At 69.8% G+C, this 14,737-nt stretch carries 13 protein-coding genes and 1 pseudogene; 5 read left to right on the forward strand and 9 right to left on the reverse strand.

Annotation, left to right across the window (positions count from 1 at the left end; translation table 11 throughout):
• Positions 1 to 480: 480 nt before the first annotated feature.
• The 4 genes from AB0D85_RS50845 to AB0D85_RS50860 all read right to left on the reverse strand — a co-directional run bounded on the left by AB0D85_RS50845 (position 481) and on the right by AB0D85_RS50860 (position 4,464).
• A complete protein-coding gene (locus AB0D85_RS50845) occupies positions 481 to 1,113 on the reverse strand; it encodes an MBL fold metallo-hydrolase (RefSeq protein WP_362338060.1) in 633 nt (210 codons plus the stop codon).
• Positions 1,113 to 2,198: an S-(hydroxymethyl)mycothiol dehydrogenase gene (locus AB0D85_RS50850; protein WP_362338063.1), complete on the reverse strand. Its 1,086-nt coding sequence runs from the start codon at positions 2,196 to 2,198 to the stop codon at positions 1,113 to 1,115. Before AB0D85_RS50850 ends, AB0D85_RS50845 begins: the two co-directional genes overlap by 1 nt.
• A 56-nt stretch (positions 2,199 to 2,254) precedes the next feature.
• Positions 2,255 to 3,619 (reverse strand): NADP-specific glutamate dehydrogenase, encoded by a 1,365-nt coding sequence (gene gdhA / locus AB0D85_RS50855; RefSeq protein ID WP_362338066.1) that lies wholly within the window; start codon positions 3,617 to 3,619, stop codon positions 2,255 to 2,257.
• A gap of 98 nt (positions 3,620 to 3,717) precedes the next feature.
• Positions 3,718 to 4,464 (reverse strand): SDR family oxidoreductase, encoded by a 747-nt coding sequence (locus tag AB0D85_RS50860; RefSeq protein WP_362338069.1) that lies wholly within the window; start codon positions 4,462 to 4,464, stop codon positions 3,718 to 3,720.
• A gap of 391 nt (positions 4,465 to 4,855) precedes the next feature.
• On the opposite strand from AB0D85_RS50860, the gene AB0D85_RS50865 reads away from it, so the two are divergent.
• From AB0D85_RS50865 to AB0D85_RS50875, 3 genes and pseudogenes are all read left to right on the forward strand, one after another.
• Positions 4,856 to 4,981: a hypothetical protein gene (locus AB0D85_RS50865; protein ID WP_362338072.1), complete on the forward strand. Its 126-nt coding sequence runs from the start codon at positions 4,856 to 4,858 to the stop codon at positions 4,979 to 4,981.
• A gap of 151 nt (positions 4,982 to 5,132) precedes the next feature.
• On the forward strand, positions 5,133 to 6,449 hold the full coding sequence (locus tag AB0D85_RS50870) for an NAD(P)-binding domain-containing protein (protein WP_362338075.1): 1,317 nt from the start codon (positions 5,133 to 5,135) through the stop codon (positions 6,447 to 6,449).
• Between the two features lie 225 nt (positions 6,450 to 6,674).
• A pseudogene (locus tag AB0D85_RS50875) lies at positions 6,675 to 6,970 on the forward strand (transposase); the annotation flags it as partial.
• Positions 6,971 to 7,036: 66 nt separating this feature from the next.
• Here AB0D85_RS50875 and AB0D85_RS50880 read toward each other — a convergent pair.
• Positions 7,037 to 7,555, reverse strand: a complete 519-nt coding sequence (locus AB0D85_RS50880) for a GNAT family N-acetyltransferase (RefSeq protein ID WP_362338128.1) — start codon at positions 7,553 to 7,555, stop codon at positions 7,037 to 7,039.
• Positions 7,556 to 8,194: 639 nt separating this feature from the next.
• Here AB0D85_RS50880 and AB0D85_RS50885 point away from each other — a divergent pair.
• Positions 8,195 to 9,427 carry a cytochrome P450 gene (locus AB0D85_RS50885; RefSeq protein ID WP_362338078.1) on the forward strand — a complete coding sequence of 411 codons (1,233 nt, stop codon included), beginning with the start codon at positions 8,195 to 8,197 and terminating at the stop codon, positions 9,425 to 9,427.
• Here AB0D85_RS50885 and AB0D85_RS50890 read toward each other — a convergent pair.
• Complete coding sequence (locus AB0D85_RS50890; protein WP_362338081.1) at positions 9,375 to 10,433, reverse strand: ATP/GTP-binding protein; 1,059 nt, start codon at positions 10,431 to 10,433, stop codon at positions 9,375 to 9,377. The genes AB0D85_RS50885 and AB0D85_RS50890 overlap by 53 nt on opposite strands.
• 406 nt (positions 10,434 to 10,839) lie before the next feature.
• Between AB0D85_RS50890 and AB0D85_RS50895 the strand changes: the two genes are divergently transcribed.
• On the forward strand, positions 10,840 to 11,400 hold the full coding sequence (locus AB0D85_RS50895) for a helix-turn-helix domain-containing protein (RefSeq protein WP_362338084.1): 561 nt from the start codon (positions 10,840 to 10,842) through the stop codon (positions 11,398 to 11,400).
• 99 nt (positions 11,401 to 11,499) lie between these two features.
• On the opposite strand, the gene AB0D85_RS50900 is transcribed toward AB0D85_RS50895, so the two are convergent.
• From AB0D85_RS50900 to AB0D85_RS50910, 3 genes are all read right to left on the reverse strand, one after another.
• On the reverse strand, positions 11,500 to 12,894 hold the full coding sequence (locus tag AB0D85_RS50900; protein ID WP_362338087.1) for an NtaA/DmoA family FMN-dependent monooxygenase: 1,395 nt from the start codon (positions 12,892 to 12,894) through the stop codon (positions 11,500 to 11,502).
• Between the two features lie 27 nt (positions 12,895 to 12,921).
• Positions 12,922 to 13,488 (reverse strand): CE1759 family FMN reductase, encoded by a 567-nt coding sequence (locus tag AB0D85_RS50905; protein WP_362338090.1) that lies wholly within the window; start codon positions 13,486 to 13,488, stop codon positions 12,922 to 12,924.
• Positions 13,489 to 13,648: 160 nt separating this feature from the next.
• The gene (locus AB0D85_RS50910) at positions 13,649 to 14,668 is read right to left on the reverse strand and encodes an LLM class flavin-dependent oxidoreductase (RefSeq protein WP_362338093.1); all 1,020 of its coding nucleotides are present in this window, start codon (positions 14,666 to 14,668) and stop codon (positions 13,649 to 13,651) included.
• Positions 14,669 to 14,737: the final 69 nt, after the last annotated feature.

Consider the following 14,737-nt stretch of genomic DNA (forward strand, 5'->3'; position numbering starts at 1 on the left):
GGACTTCCTGCCGAACCGCCCGACCCCCACCGCATTCGAAAAGCTGAAGGCGAACCCCCCGGCCGATCAGCCACCAGTCAGCTGACCCCTGGCCCTAATCGATGCCTGGGGCCACAGGACTCGTTCATCTGGGGCCAACGGACACATTCGAAGCCACACGTGGAGACCGCGGCCTGTCCTGGCCCGGCCCGTCCGCGCGTCACTTGAGGAGCGGTTCGTCCGCCGGAACGTGCAAGACGGGTTCCGGCGCACCCTCGGCAACGGCGATCTGCGCCTCGCACCCCGCGACCACAGCAGCGCGCCCATGGCGGATGAACGGATGGCACTGCTGCCAGCACTCGTCCGTCGTGCAGGGCTTTGACCTCGATCGGGACCGGCTGCCGCTGCGCGGGATCAACTTTCACCATGCGGTCTCCTGTCAGTCGCGCAGCACACGGTTGCCGATCCCATGGGGCAGCCTGCCAGTGAGCTGAGATGGCGTCAGTGGCCTCGGTCGATCCACTCCTGGAGCTGCGGGGCCTCCGTGCCGATGGTGGTCGAGGCGCCGTGTCCGGTGTGGACCGTCGTATCCGGGGGCAGGGTGAGCAGTTGGTCGCGGATCGAGCGGATGATGGTGGGGAAGTCGGAGAACGACCGGCCGGTGGCGCCGGGGCCGCCCTGGAAGAGGGTGTCACCCGTGAACACGGCCCCCAGGACGGGCGCGTGGACGCAGACCGCGCCGGGGGCGTGGCCGGGGGTGTGCAGGACGACCAGTTCGATACCGGCCACCGTCAGGCGCTGCCCGTGAGCGAGGGGGCCGTCGAGGGTGCGGTCGGGGTGGGTCTGCTTCCACAGCGGGTCGTCGTCGGGATGGAGCAGGATCGGTGCGCCGGTCAGGGCGGCGAGTTCGGGGGCCGCTCCCACGTGGTCGTCGTGCGCGTGGGTGCACACGATCGCGATCAACCTGCGGTCCCCTACGGCCTCGGCGATGGCCTGGGCGTCGTGGGCGGCGTCGATGACGATCGCCTCGGTGTCGTCGCCGATGATCCAGACGTTGTTCTCGACGTCCCAGGTGCCGCCGTCGAGCGAGAAGGTGCCCGAGGTGACCAGGTGGTCGATGCGCACGGCGGCCATCACAGCACCACCACCGAGCGCAGGACGTCGCCGTCGTGCATCCTGGCGAACGCCTTCTCCACCTCGTCCAGGGCGATCGTCTCGGTGACGAAGGACTCCAGGTCCAGACGGCCCTGCAGATGCAGGTCGATCAGCATCGGGAAGTCCCGGGACGGCAGGCAGTCGCCGTACCAGCTCGACTTCAGCGCGCCGCCCCGACCGAACACGTCCAGGAGCGGGATTTCGAGCTGCATCTCGGGTGTGGGCACGCCGACCAGGACGACTGTGCCGGCGAGGTCGCGGGCGTAGAACGCCTGCCGGTACGTCTCTGGGCGGCCGACCGCCTCGATGACGACGTCGGTGCCGAAGCCGCCGGTCAGGTCCTTGATCGCACCGACGACCTCGGTTTCGCGGGAGTTGACCGTGTGGGTGGCACCCATCTTCCGTGCCGTCTCCAGCTTGCGGTCGTCGATGTCGACGGCGATGATCTTCGCCGCGCCCGCCAGCCGGGCTCCGGCGATCGCCGCGTCGCCGACTCCGCCGCAGCCGATCACCGCGACCGTGTCGCCGCGGCCCACGTTGCCGGTGTTGATGGCGGCGCCGATACCGGCCATCACCCCGCAACCGAGCAGCCCGGCGACCTGCGGGGCAACGGCCGGGTCGACCTTCGTGCACTGTCCGGCCGCCACCAGGGTCTTCTCCGCGAAGGCGCCGATACCGAGGGCGGGGGAGAGTTCGGTGCCGTCGAGGAGGGTCATCTTCTGCCGGGCGTTGTGGGTCTTGAAGCAGTACCAGGGACGCCCGCGCAGACAGGCCCGGCAACTACCGCACACCGCACGCCAGTTGAGGATGACGAAGTCACCGGGCTCGACGTCGGTGACGCCGTCGCCCACCGACTCCACCACGCCCGCGGCCTCATGCCCCAGCAGGAAGGGGAAGTCGGCGCTGATGCCTCCCTGCTTGTAGTGCAGGTCGGTGTGGCACACTCCGCACGCCTGCACCTTGACCACCGCCTCACCCGGGCCGGGGTCGGGGATGACGATGGTCTCGGTCCGTACCGGCTCGTCCTTGCCCGGCGCGATCACGCCGCGTACTTCCTGTGCCATGTCCGAATGTCTCCTCAACTGTCTTGCATGGATGTGGGTTCGACCAACCGGGTGCGTCAGATCACCCCGTGGTCGAGCATGGTGTCCGCCACCTTGACGAAGCCCGCTACGTTCGCGCCGACGACGTAGTCGCCCGGGGCGCCGTACGCCTCGGCGGCGGTGAGGCAGGTGGTGTGGATGCCGGCCATGATGGCCGCGAGCCGCTGGTCGGTGACCTCGAAGCTCCAAGCGTCGCGGCCCGCGTTCTGCCGCATCTCCAGGGCCGAGGTGGCCACCCCGCCGGCGTTGGCCGCCTTGCCCGGCCCGAAGGCGACGCCGGCCTCCCGCAGCAGCCGAACGGCCCGCGGGGTGGTGGGCATGTTGGCGCCTTCGGCGACCGCTGCCACGCCCCCGGCCAGCAGGGTCCGCGCCGCGTTCTCGTCGAGTTCGTTCTGGGTGGCGCAGGGCAGAGCCACCGAGCACGGTACGTCCCAGACGGAGCCGCCCTCGACATACCGGGCGCGGGTCATGGTCTGCGCGTACTCCTTGATGCGGCCGCGGCGGACTTCCTTGATGTCCTTGATCAGGTCGAGGTCCAGGCCGTGCTCGTCGACGACGTATCCGTCGGAGTCGGACATCGCGACGACCTTGGCGCCGAGTTCATGTGCCTTCCGGGCGGCGTAGAGGGCGACGTTGCCGGAGCCGGAGACGACGACCTGCCGACCGTCGAGGTCCTGGCCGCGTTCGGCGAGCATCTCGGAGACGAAGTAGACCGTGCCGTACCCGGTGGCCTCGGTGCGTACGTGGGAGCCGCCCCAGTTCAGGCCCTTGCCGGTGAGCACACCGGACTCGTAACGGTTGGTGATGCGCTTGTACTGGCCGAAGAGATAGCCGATCTCCCTGCCGCCGACTCCGATGTCGCCGGCCGGGACGTCGGTGTGCTCGCCGAGGTGGCGGTGCAGCTCGGTCATGAAGGACTGGCAGAACCGCATGATCTCGCCGTCCGAGCGGCCCTTGGGATCGAAGTCGGCGCCGCCCTTTCCGCCGCCGATGGGCAGACCGGTGAGTGCGTTCTTGAAGATCTGCTCGAAGCCCAGGAACTTCACGATGCCGAGGTTCACGGACGGGTGGAACCGCAGACCGCCCTTGTACGGCCCCAGAGCGGAGTTGAACTCCACCCGGAAACCCCGGTTCACCCTCACGTGCCCGGCGTCGTCGACCCACGGGACGCGGAAGACCAACTGGCGCTCCGGCTCGCACAGGCGCTCAAGGATCCGGTGGTGCGTGTAGTGCGGATGGCGGGCCAGCACGGGCTCCAGGGACTCCAGCACCTCGTGCGCGGCCTGGTGGAACTCGGACTGCCCGGGATCCCGTGTCTGGATCGCGGCGTACACGTCGGTGGTCAGGCACAGCTCCGGGGCGGGCGCGTGCTGGACGGTCATGGACGTACCTCCGTCGGGTGGCAAACGGCGTGGCAAATGGCGTGGCGGATGCTCGTGGGTCGGAGGGCGTACACGGCCGAAGCCGCCCTCCACCCGGTTCAGCGGACGGTGAGTCCGCCGCTGACGACCAGGGTTTCGCCGGTCAGGTAGGTGCCGTGGCACAGCTTCCAGACCCAGTCGGCGATCTCCTCTGGCTGGGCTGCCCGGCCGAGCGGGACGGCGGCGACGCCCTCTTCCATACGGCCGCCGGCGCGGGTGCCGGGGGTGTCGACCCAGCCGGGAGCGACGGCATTGACCGCGATGCCGTCGGGGCCGAGCTCATGGGCCAGCGAGCGGGTCAGGCAGACCACCGCCGCCTTGGAGGCGCTGTAGATCAGCTGGCCCGGTGAGACCGCGAAGGCGTCGATCGAGGCGAAGTTGACGATCGTGCCGCCGCCCGCGGCGCGCAGGGCGGGCACGGCCGCGGCGGTGACGTTGAGGGTGCCGAGGACGTTCACGTCGAAGGTGCGGCGGTACGTCGCCTCGTCGTAGTCGGCCAGGAGAGTGGGCGGGTAGATGCCGGCTGCGTTGATCGCCGCACGTAGGCCGATCGGGGAGCCGAGTGCGGTGGTGACCGCCGTGCGGTCGGTGATGTCCACCGGTACGGGGCGGAAGGCCGGGCCCAGTTCGCCGGCCGCCGTTACCAGGGCCCCGGCGTCACGGTCCAGGGCGAGGACCGTCCATCCCTCGGCGAGGAAGCGTTCCGCGACCGCGCGGCCCATGCCGCTGGCGGCGCCCGTCACCAGAGCCGTGGACTGAGCGGTGGCGGCGGGCCTGGCGGACTCGGCGGAGGAAGCAGCTGCCATCGGCGATCATCTCCGTTCCTGTCGTCAAAGCTGGAGTCGTCGGACGAGCGCAAGGCGACCGCGCCGGAGTCCACGGCGTGCTGACCGGGCCAGGACGGACGGGATTGACGCGTCCGGCACTACGGCCGGTTCCAGGGCGGCGGTCCTGGCCACGGCGATGAGGATGCAGCGGTGTCGGTGCGGTGGGGGCCTCGGGCCTTGCGGTGAGTATGAGGAGGAGCCGGGCGGTTGGTGAAGGTTCGAAGTTCGGGAGCGTCCCAAGGCACAGCCTTGGGCAGCCGCCGTGATCGGCATCGAAATCCACCCTGCGGCCGGTCGGGCCTGTTGTTCCTGGCCGACAAGGGTGAAGAGCCGCCGAGCTCGCCCGTGTTCTGGCCGAGAGGGGCAGCGGATGATCGCGACGGTCAACGGACAGCCTCGGCGTCCCGACCGCGAGGCCACCGACCGCGAGGCCGCCGACCGCCTCGCCCACCACACGCCTGCCCGCCGCCGTGGCCCCTATGAGCCGCAGTCATAGGGAAACCCTTGGGGTGCTCCCGCGGATCGCGCATTCATCCAGAGCGATCCCGCTGTCAATCTGTCGTCATCCTGATGGGCCGACCAGTCGCCCCTGACCGGGCCCGGCCATGCCGAAGCTCCTGCTTTCCCGGACCACGAAGGGAATCCCCATGTCCCGCTACTGCGTCATCGGTGCCGGCGCCGCCGGCGTCTCCGCTCTGCAGCAACTTCGCCTGCGCGGGCACGAGGTCGACTGCTTCGAGAAGACCGACCGGGTCGGTGGCCACTGGCACACTGACTACGACGCCCTCCACTTGATCACCTCGCGCGACATGACGACGTTCGAGGACTTCCCGATGCCCGACGACTACCCGCACTTCCCACGCCGCGACCAGGTGCGCGCCTACATCGAGTCGTACGCCCGCCACCACGGTCTCTACGAGATCATCCGGTTCGGCACCGCCGTGACGAGCGTCGAGCCGGTCGAGGCGCCCGAGGGGAACGGGGACGCCCGGACGGGTGCGTACGGCTGGCGCGTGACCACCTCCGCCGGGGACGACGAGATCTACGACGGGGTCCTCGTCGCCAACGGCCACCTGTGGGACCCCAAGATCCCGGACATCCCCGGCGAGTTCACGGGAAAGACGATCCACTCGGGCTCGTACCGGAACGTCTCCGACGTGGAGGGTGAGCGCATTCTCGTGGTCGGCGCCGGCAACTCCGGCTGCGACCTGGCCGTCGACGTCGCCCAGCACCGGCTGGAGGCCGACATCGTCGTCCGGCACGGTTCCTGGTTCCAGCCCAAGACGTACTTCGGCGTGCCACGCCAGCAGGTGCCCTTCCTGGCGGACTTCTCCCCGTCCGAGCAGGACCTGATCAACCGGCTCATGTCCCGCCTGTCGCTCGGAGAGTGGAACGCCTACCCGGGCATGCCCAAGCCTGAGGGAGCCACCCTCGCCGAGGGCTACGCGGTGGTCAACGATCTCCTCCTGTACTGGATCCACCACGGCCGCATCACCATCCGCCCGGCCATCGACCGCTTCGACGGCAAGACCGTCCACTTCACCGACGGCACGGCCCGCGACTACGACACCATCCTGTGGGCCACCGGCTTCAACGTACGCCTTCCCTTCCTGGACGACGACCTGTTCAGGTGGGTCGGCGGAGTACCCGTGCGCTGCGCCGGCGGCATCGTGACGGAGGCCGCCGAGAAGCTGTATTTCATCGGTCTCATCGCGCCCCGTGGCCCGCAGATTCCGGTTTACGGCATCCAGACCAAGATCGTGGCGAAGATGATCGAAATGCACGAGCAGGCCGGTCCCCAGGGCGCCCCGCTCGCCGGATACCTGGCGTCCCTCCAGGAGCCCGAGACCGGCATCGACGTCGTCCGCGACCGCTGGCTGAGCCAGCTGGCCGACACCGAACGCCTGCTGGCGGCCTACGAGTTGTCCTCGGGCGACACGGCACCCTGGCTTCAGCCGGTGTGAGCGCCAGCGCCGAGCAGGATGCCCGGCACCGCGCCGTGGGGACCGGCAGGTCCAGCTCGGCGGCCTCTCCGGGCCGTCCGCCGACGTGGACGAAGCGGCAGCTCATCAACGGGATACGATTCCGGACCCGGACCGGCGTCCCGTGGGCCCGGGTATACGACCTGTTCCGCCGCCGGCAGCGGAACGACGCCTGGTGGCCACGGCGTCGAGCCGGACGACCACGGCCTCGGACGCTCACGCGGAGGCCTGACCACCAAGCTGCACCTGGCCGTCGAGCAGGGCCAGAAGCCGATGTCCATCGTGATCACCGCTGGGCAACGCGGAGACTCTCCGCAGTTCGAGCCCATCCTGAAGAAGATCCGCGTGCCCCGCCGCGGGCCGGGCAGACCCCGCACCCGGCCCGACCGTGTGCGCGCCGACAAGGCGTACGCCTCCTGGAAGACTGCAAGGCGCGACACGCGGTCGAACGCGGCATCAATCGCCTCAAGAGGCATCGTGCCGTGGCTACGAGAGACGACAAGCTCGCAGTCCGCTATGAGACGGCTGTCCTCGTCGCCGCCATCAACGAGTGGCTGTGACCAGCCAGGTCACGATCCCGCCGCGTAACAGTGGATGGCCACCAGCTGAGAGGGGCTCCATCGTTGCTCGACCGTGGCCATCAACTCCCAGCCCAGCCGCTCATACAGCGCTGCCGCGGCAGTATCCGACACCACAACGTCAAGCACCGGATGCAGGCCACGACGTCGTGCTTCCTCCACGGCTTGGCCGATCAACAATGCACCGATGCCATGCCCCCTGGCCTGTGGGGCGACGAACAGCCGGCTGACCACCGCGGTCAGGTCCTCGCTCGTCCCGCTCCGCTCGCTCCACAAGCCGGGAGCCAGATCCCCTTCGCCGCTGCGGGACAAGCTGACATGGCCAACGAGACGGCCACCAAGTTCAGCGACCCAGGCCCCAAACAGAGAAGCCTGCGACAACCACTCATGAGGCTGGCCAGGCCAGTTCACCGGATAACTGTCACGTCGATGGACTTCCGCGAGAACCCTTACGCATTTCTCGACATCGCCATTGGCCCTCGGTCGGATCCGGGGGCCTGACCACTCCACAGCAGCCCCGAAGCTGTCTTTGTTCACTCCGGCATAGAAACACAGGCCACAAAGTCACAACCAGCCACTTTCCGGCACACGTCCCAGTACCGCGTCGTCCTGAAGCACCATACGGTGAGTGGCGTCTGTTCTGACGCTGTTCCACGCGAGCGCTGCGGATCGCAGGGCTGTCGGCGGGCCGTCGGGCTCGGGATCCGTCGCCACCACCACCTCCATCCGTCCGGCCGTGTCCGTTGCCGCAAGCAGCCGGGCGGCCTCGATATGAGCCGCGGCATCTGCACCACCGCCGTTTGGGTTATGGGGTTTTGCTCGTGCACGGTCCTCTCATCGCCCACCTCCGCCACGGTCGCTTCTCCCGTCCCAGGAGCTCCGATCAACCCCGACATCCTGCGCGCACCCTCGTGGGCCCGGACACCGAGGTGCGGGCGGACAAGGTGGATGCGTTCGGGGACTTCGGTCGTCTGCGGGGTGCCACCGGACTGTCCACGGACTGGACTGTCCGCGTGGTCGCCGTTCCTGAGCCGAACGCCGATATCCGGCCACTAGCCCTTCCGTCAGCCTTCTGGCGGGGAGTTGTCAGCTTCGTGGGCTTCGATGATGGCGGATCATTCTTCCCCCCCCACCATGATGAGGAGTGACATGACCGACGCTGCTGTCGGAGCCCTGGACGAGGCTGTTCCCGACTTCCCGATGCCCCGTGAGGCCGGGTGTCCCTTCGCCCCGCCTCCCGGGCTGATGAAACTGCACGCCGAGAAGCCGGTCTCCAGGGTCCGGCTGTGGGACGGCAGCACGCACTGGCTCGTCACCCGCTACGAGGACCAGAAGGCTCTCTACGGCGACCAGCGGCTCAGCGTCGACACCACTCGCGCGGGCTTCCCCTACCTGAACGCCGCCTTCAGCCAGACCGCCTCCAAGACCCCGCCCTCCTTCCTCAACATGGACGATCCCGACCACGCGCGCATCCGCCGTATGGTCACCGCACCCTTCACCGTACGGCGGATCGAGAGCCTGCGTCCGGCGATCCAGCGCAGGACGGACGAACTGATCGATGCGATGCTGGCCGGGCCGAAGCCGGCCGACCTGGTGGAGGCGCTCGCGCTGCCGCTGCCCTCGCTGGTGATCTGCGAGATGCTCGGCGTGCCGTACGAGGACCACGACTTCTTCCAGAGCAACAGCAAGGTGGCGCTGCGCCGCGACGTGACGCCCGAGCAGGCCCGGGCGGCCTCCGGCGCGCTCTTCCGCTACCTCGGCGACCAGCTCGACCGCAAGCTCGTGGAACCGGCCGACGACCTCCTCAGCGAGTTCGCCGCCTTGATGCGGGACGGCGAACTCAGTCGTCTGGAAGCCACCATGCTCGGGCAGCTGCTGCTCGGCGCCGGGCACGAGACCAGCGCCAACATGATCGCCCTCGGCGTCCTGGCCTTCCTGGAACACCCCGACCAGCTCGCCGTCGTCCGCGACACCGACGACCCGAAGGTCCTCGCGAGCGCGGCCGAGGAGATGCTGCGCTACCTGACGGTCGTCCATATCGGCCAGCGCCGCCTGGCCCTGGAGGACCTGGAGATCGCGGGGCACCTCGTGCGGGCCGGCGAGGGCGTCATCATCCCGGGCGCCACCGGCAACTGGCAGGAGGACGTCTTCCCCGACCCGGGCCGGCTCGACGTCCACCGGGACGCCCGCCGCCACATGGCCTTCGGCTTCGGCATCCACCAGTGCCTGGGCCAGCAGCTGGCCCGCCTGGAGCTCCAGGTCGTCTACGGCACCGTCTTCCGCCGCATCCCCGAACTGCGCCTGGCCACTGACATCGACAAGGTCCCCTTCAAGGACGACGGCATCGTCTACGGCGTCTACGAACTCCCGGTGACCTGGTAGCCGCCGCCCGCCGCGGACACCCGGTCCGCGGCGGCCGGCCGTGGTGACCGCTCCGCCGGCGCAGTGACCGCCAGTGCCGTGCGGCCCAGGACCGCCGGGCCGGCGCCGCAGCCGACGAGGCCCACGTAACACCCACTCCGCACGGCACCCGGCCGGGGCACCGCGGCCTGGGGCCGAGGCGGGAGAGGCCGCAGGTAGGGGCGTGCAGGTAGGCCGCGTGCGTGACCAGGGTGCCGGGCTTGTGGCGGCGGAGCCGCAGGGTGCTGTCCACGCCGTGTACGAGGTCGCGCCAGATCTGCTGGTCCGCGCCGCTGCCGCCGCGCAGCGGCTGGTTGCGCACGATTGTGAAGCGGCCGGCGAGCCGGGAGCCGCGCACGCCGGTCAGCAGCGGTGAGGATTCGACGTCGATGCCTGAGCAGACGAAGGTGGCCGGGATCCGCTCGCCGAGGTACTCGAGCTGGTCGGAGGTCTGGGCGCCGGCCCGGCCGCGGGTGCCCAACTCGCACAGCAGCGCGCACACGGCGCTGGTGATCTGGATCTGGTTCACCCGCCCCTGCGCCGGCTGGCCGAGGAAGCGGGCGAACTTGCTGATGAGCATGTTCGGGGCGGAGGACGGCGGCACGTTGATGAACAGCACCGGCAGAGGCTCGTCCTGGTGCGGGTGGCGGCGCCGGTCGGCGAGTTCGACGGTGCGCCCGAGCTGCTGCACGGCGGCGGTCTTCCCGATGGTCGCCGGCCTGGAGATCATCGGTCCGCGCCGGACTCCGCCCTGCTGGCCGCGGTTGAGCAGCAGCAGTCGGCGTACCGCGGTGGAGATGGTGTCGATCGCGGGGGTTTTCAGCACCGCGAACCGCGCGTGGCAGTCCTCCCGCTGCTCCAGCGTCCACTCCTGGTCGTCGGCGTCCCGTGCCGGTGCGCGGGGCGTGTCGACGAACTGCTGCCATCCGGTCCATGTGGTCAGCGGGCTGAAAGTGCCCGTGGTTGCGGGCTGGGCCGCTGTCACCATGCCTGGGCCTCCCGGTACGGGTCTCAGATGCGCATGCCGCCCGCCCCGGCGGCGTCCAGTGTCTGCTCAGCGGCCTCCTCGCGGGCTGTTCCGGCCGTCGGCGCGGTTGCTTCATTCGCGTGGCCTGCCGCGGCGTTCTGGCCCTCAGCGAGGCCGGCGAGCTGTCCTCACTTGCTTGGCCCGCCGGTCGGCGGGCCGAGCGCATGTGCGCCCATCACGCCCTGTTCCACGGCCTGTTGAGCGAGAGGATCGGACTGCGTGCCATCGCCCGCCACCGGGGCTCGGCCTCCGGTCTGCCGGGATCCCCGCGTCGCATGGCGGGGCGCGCTGCAATGGCGCGGTATGCCGTCAAAACCTCGGATACTATTTGGAGGGCCCCGCCGGATAGTGACTCGGAGGTGATCTCATGGCCGGCCAGCGTGCAGACGCCAGACGCAACTACGCGCACATCCTCGAAGTGGCCCAGGAGGAGGTCGCCGCGTACGGCGCCGACGCATCCCTGGAGCGGATCGCCCGGGTGGCGGGCGTCGGTTCGGCCACGGTCCGGCGGCATTTCCCCGGCCGCCGCGCCCTGTTGGAAGCCGTCTTTCGCGAACAGACCGAGACGCTCTGTGTCCACGCCCGCGAACTGATGGGGCGGAGCGATCCGAGAGCGGCACTGCTCGACTGGCTGGACGCTCTCGCCGCCTACATCGCTTCCGCGCGGGGACTCGCCGTCACTCTTCTCCCGGACGGTATGGTCGACGAGGACAGGGGGACCTCCTGCTCGACGGAGCTCAGCATGGCGGCCCAGCCGCTCGTGCAACGCGCCGCGCAGGCCGGGGCGGTCGCATCAGGGGTGACCGCCACCGATCTGATCACGCTGATCGTCGGCATCGTTCTGGCCACCGAGAACTGCTCGGATCCCGCGGCCGAGACGAGCCGGCTCCTCGCCCTCGCCCTCAACGGGGTCAGCCCGCGAACGTAGGCACGCCTGCGTCGGCATAATCAGGACGTGCTCGGTCCGGCCGGGGGCATGGCTGGACCAGCGCAGCGCGCTGCCCCCGACCTCGTCGACGAGCTCCGCTCACTGATCGGAAGCGCCTACGGCGATCTCCGGTTCGGGTGCGGGGTTGACGTCGCGTCCGTACTGGCGCGGCGCACCGAAGTGCCCGCGGAGGGTCGATGCCTCGTAGTCCGCGTGGAACAGGCCGCGGCGCTGGAGGACGGGGACGACCTTGTCCGTGAAGGCGGGGAGGCCGTCGCCGACGACGTCGGGGGCGATGACGAAGCCGTCGCAGGCGTCGGCTTCGAAGAGTTCCTGCATCTCGTCGGCGATCTCCTCGGGGCTGCCGAGGAATGTGGTGTGGAAGTCGGTCACACCGCGCAGCAGGACCTCGTAGGGCGTGTGTCCCTCGGTCAGCAGGCGCACCGCCTTCTCGGCGTGGAGCTGGAAGGGCGCGGGACGCAGCGAGGAGCGCTCGGACGCGGAGAGTTGGGCGTGCAGCCGGTCCGCGGGGATGCGGGCACCTACCAGGGCTGACAGATGCCGCAGTCGCGCGTGCACGGGAGTCGGGGACAGGCGCATCAGCTCTTCGCGTCGGGCCAGCGCCTCCTCCATGCTGTCGGCGACGGTGGTGAAGGCGCCCATGAAGAGCCTGATGTCCTCGGGCGCGCGTCCCGCCTGGACGGCCGCTTCGTCGAGGTCGAGGCGGTGGGCGCGTCCGGTCTGGATGTCGGTGGCCATCGAGTAGACCCCGGAGGCGTAGCTTCCGGCGATGGTGAGCGCTTCGGCGCCGCCGCCGGCCTGGAAGAGGATCGGCTGTCCTTGGGGTGAGGGTGGGATGGGCAGCGGGCCGCGGGAGGCGACATGCCGGCCGGCGAGGTCGATGGGGCGGATCTCGGTGGCGTCGGCGAACACGCCGGCGTCCGTGTCGAGTTTCAGCGCATCCGGTCCCCAGCTGCCCCACAGGGCCTGGACCAGCTGGACGAACTCGTGCGCACGTGCGTAACGCGTGGTCCGGTCCGCGACCGGCGAGCCGAAGTTCGCCGCGATGGCGGGTTCCTGGGTGGTGACGGCGTTCCACCCGATGCGGCCCCCGCTGAGCAGGTCGAGGGCCTTGAGCTGACGGGCCACCGTGTAGGGGAAGTTGAATGTCGTCGACTGCGTGAGCACGATGCCGATGCGGCTGGTGTGGCTGATCACATGGCCGGCGACCACGATGGGGTCGATCGTGGCCGAGGGCTTGTGGTGGGTCAGGTCCTCACGGACGGCAGGATGGTCGGCTATGAAGAGGAACTGCATCTTGCCGCGTTCGGCCTGGGCCGCGGTCTCGGCCCAGGTGTCGGGGTCGAAGTAGGTCCGAGGGTTGGTGCCCGGCCAGCGCCAGGCCGCGTCGGCGGAGCCGTAGTTCATGACCTGTGCTCCGAGCACCATGGAACGCCGGGTGCCGTCGTCAGCCGCTGTGGTGGTTGAGTTCATGTCGTGCCCTTTTTCGTGAGGGGTGAGTCAGAAGGTGTGCTGCAGCCCGACGCGGCTGTGGAGGTGGGAGGCGAGCTCACGTGCGGCATGGCCGATGCGCTCGGAAAGGCGGGTCTCGCCGTCGGGCTCCCAGTCCTCCGGAGCGGCGAACACGGCTGTGGGAACGGTCTCGGCGCGCAGGTGGGTGAAGAGCGGCCGCAGGGAGTACTCCAGCGCCAGCTGGTGTCGGGCCGAGCCTCCTGTAGCGCCGAGGAGGACGAGCCGGCCGCCCAGGGAATCCTTGTCGAGGATGTCGACGAACGACTTGAACAGGCCTGAGTAGGCCCCCGTGAACACGGGAGTCACGGCGACCAGTGCGTCGGCGCGGGCGACGGCCTGGACCGTGTCGGCGAGTTCCGCGGTGGCGCGGCCGGTCAGCAGGGCGTCGGTGATGTCGTGGGCATGGTCGCGCAGCTCGATCGAGCGCACGCGCACCTTGCCGCCGTGGGTCGTGAGTTCGGCGGCGGCGGCCTCGGTGAGACGGTCGGCGAGCTTGCGGCTGGTGGACGGCCGGCGCAGCCCTGCGGATACGGAGACGATCGAGTACGGGATCATGCGCGAGTTTCCTGTAGTGGAGTCGAGACACCCCGGCCGCCCGGCCGGTGGTCGGACTGCGACGGGCGCCGCCAGGGCGAACGCCTCGGTACCGCCGCCGGCTTGGAAGGGGTACCGCCGCTCCCGCAGAGGAGTGGGACGGACAAGGGGAGCGAACACATCAGCGGGACGCCTTCGCGGCTGCCGCGATCTCGGCGATGATCTCGAAGCTGCGGCGGTGGTCCTCGGCGGAGTGCACGGTCGAGGTGACCATGAGTTCGTCGGCGCCCGTGACGTCCAGCACGTCCGCCAGGTCGGACGCGACGGTCTGCGGGCCGCCGATGACCTGCCCCTGAAGGTAGGACTGTCCGATGGCGCGCTCCTGATCCGTCCACCGGTGGGCTTCCACCTCCTTCGGGCTCGGGAGCAGGTGGAGCCGCCCGGCGACCGTCTGCGTGTAGGCCAGCGCGCTGGATCCGGCCAGGCGCTCGGCCTGCAGGTCGTCGTCGGCCGCGATCACGGCGGCCGAGACGATGGCGTAGGGGCGCTTCAGCGCGCGGCTCGGCTTGAAGCGTTCCCGGTAGTGCTGCACGGCCACACCGGCGAGGTGGGGTGCGAGGTGCGCGGCGAAGACGTACCGCTCTCCACGGGCCGCCGCGAGCGCCGCACTCGACATGCTGGATCCCAGGAACCACAGAGGCGGTCGGCTCGGGCCCTGCGGAAGGGCCCGGATCCCCTCGTACCTGTGTCCGGAAGGGAGCGCTCCGTCGAGGAACCCGGCCAGTTCCTCGACCTGCTTCGCGTAGTCGAGTGCGTCCGAGCGGCGCACGGCGTGTGCGGTGCGCATGTCGGTGCCCGGTGCGCGGCCGATGCCCAGGTCGATGCGGCCGGGGTGGAACGCCTCCAGCGTCAGGTAGCGCTCGGCGACCTGGAGCGGCGAGTGGTTGGGCAGCATCACCCCTCCGGAGCCGACGCGGATGGTCGACGTGGAGTCCGCGATGCGCAGGGCCATGAGATCCGGCGCGCTGCTGGCCACCGAGGCCGTGTTGTGGTGCTCCGCCGTCCAGAACCGTGTGTACCCAAGCCGTTCCACGTGCTGGGCGAGGTCGACCGAACGGTTGACGGCCTCGGCGTCGGTGCTTCCGGAACCGACCATGGCCAGATCCAGGACGGAGAGCGGAACGGAGCCCAGTCGGGACATGGGGGAACTCCTCTGATGGTGCGTAGCTGTCGGCTGCCTTACTCGAAACAGTAGCGTATCGAGACGATA

Source organism: Streptomyces sp. NPDC048277 (assembly GCF_040652235.1).
Taxonomy (GTDB): Bacteria; Actinomycetota; Actinomycetes; order Streptomycetales; family Streptomycetaceae; genus Streptomyces.

Bases quoted from the DNA above. Each gene is read 5' to 3' on its own strand.
- AB0D85_RS50845 (WP_362338060.1), bottom strand. From the start codon at position 1,113: ATGGCCGCCGTGCGCATCGACCACCTGGTCACCTCGGGCACCTTCTCG.
- AB0D85_RS50850 (WP_362338063.1), bottom strand. From the start codon at position 2,198: ATGGCACAGGAAGTACGCGGCGTGATCGCGCCGGGCAAGGACGAGCCG.
- gdhA (WP_362338066.1), bottom strand. From the start codon at position 3,619: ATGACCGTCCAGCACGCGCCCGCCCCGGAGCTGTGCCTGACCACCGAC.
- AB0D85_RS50860 (WP_362338069.1), bottom strand. From the start codon at position 4,464: ATGGCAGCTGCTTCCTCCGCCGAGTCCGCCAGGCCCGCCGCCACCGCT.
- AB0D85_RS50865 (WP_362338072.1), top strand. From the start codon at position 4,856: ATGATCGCGACGGTCAACGGACAGCCTCGGCGTCCCGACCGCGAGGCC.
- AB0D85_RS50870 (WP_362338075.1), top strand. From the start codon at position 5,133: ATGTCCCGCTACTGCGTCATCGGTGCCGGCGCCGCCGGCGTCTCCGCT.
- AB0D85_RS50885 (WP_362338078.1), top strand. From the start codon at position 8,195: ATGACCGACGCTGCTGTCGGAGCCCTGGACGAGGCTGTTCCCGACTTC.
- AB0D85_RS50890 (WP_362338081.1), bottom strand. From the start codon at position 10,433: ATGGTGACAGCGGCCCAGCCCGCAACCACGGGCACTTTCAGCCCGCTG.
- AB0D85_RS50895 (WP_362338084.1), top strand. From the start codon at position 10,840: ATGGCCGGCCAGCGTGCAGACGCCAGACGCAACTACGCGCACATCCTC.
- AB0D85_RS50900 (WP_362338087.1), bottom strand. From the start codon at position 12,894: ATGAACTCAACCACCACAGCGGCTGACGACGGCACCCGGCGTTCCATG.
- AB0D85_RS50905 (WP_362338090.1), bottom strand. From the start codon at position 13,488: ATGATCCCGTACTCGATCGTCTCCGTATCCGCAGGGCTGCGCCGGCCG.
- AB0D85_RS50910 (WP_362338093.1), bottom strand. From the start codon at position 14,668: ATGTCCCGACTGGGCTCCGTTCCGCTCTCCGTCCTGGATCTGGCCATG.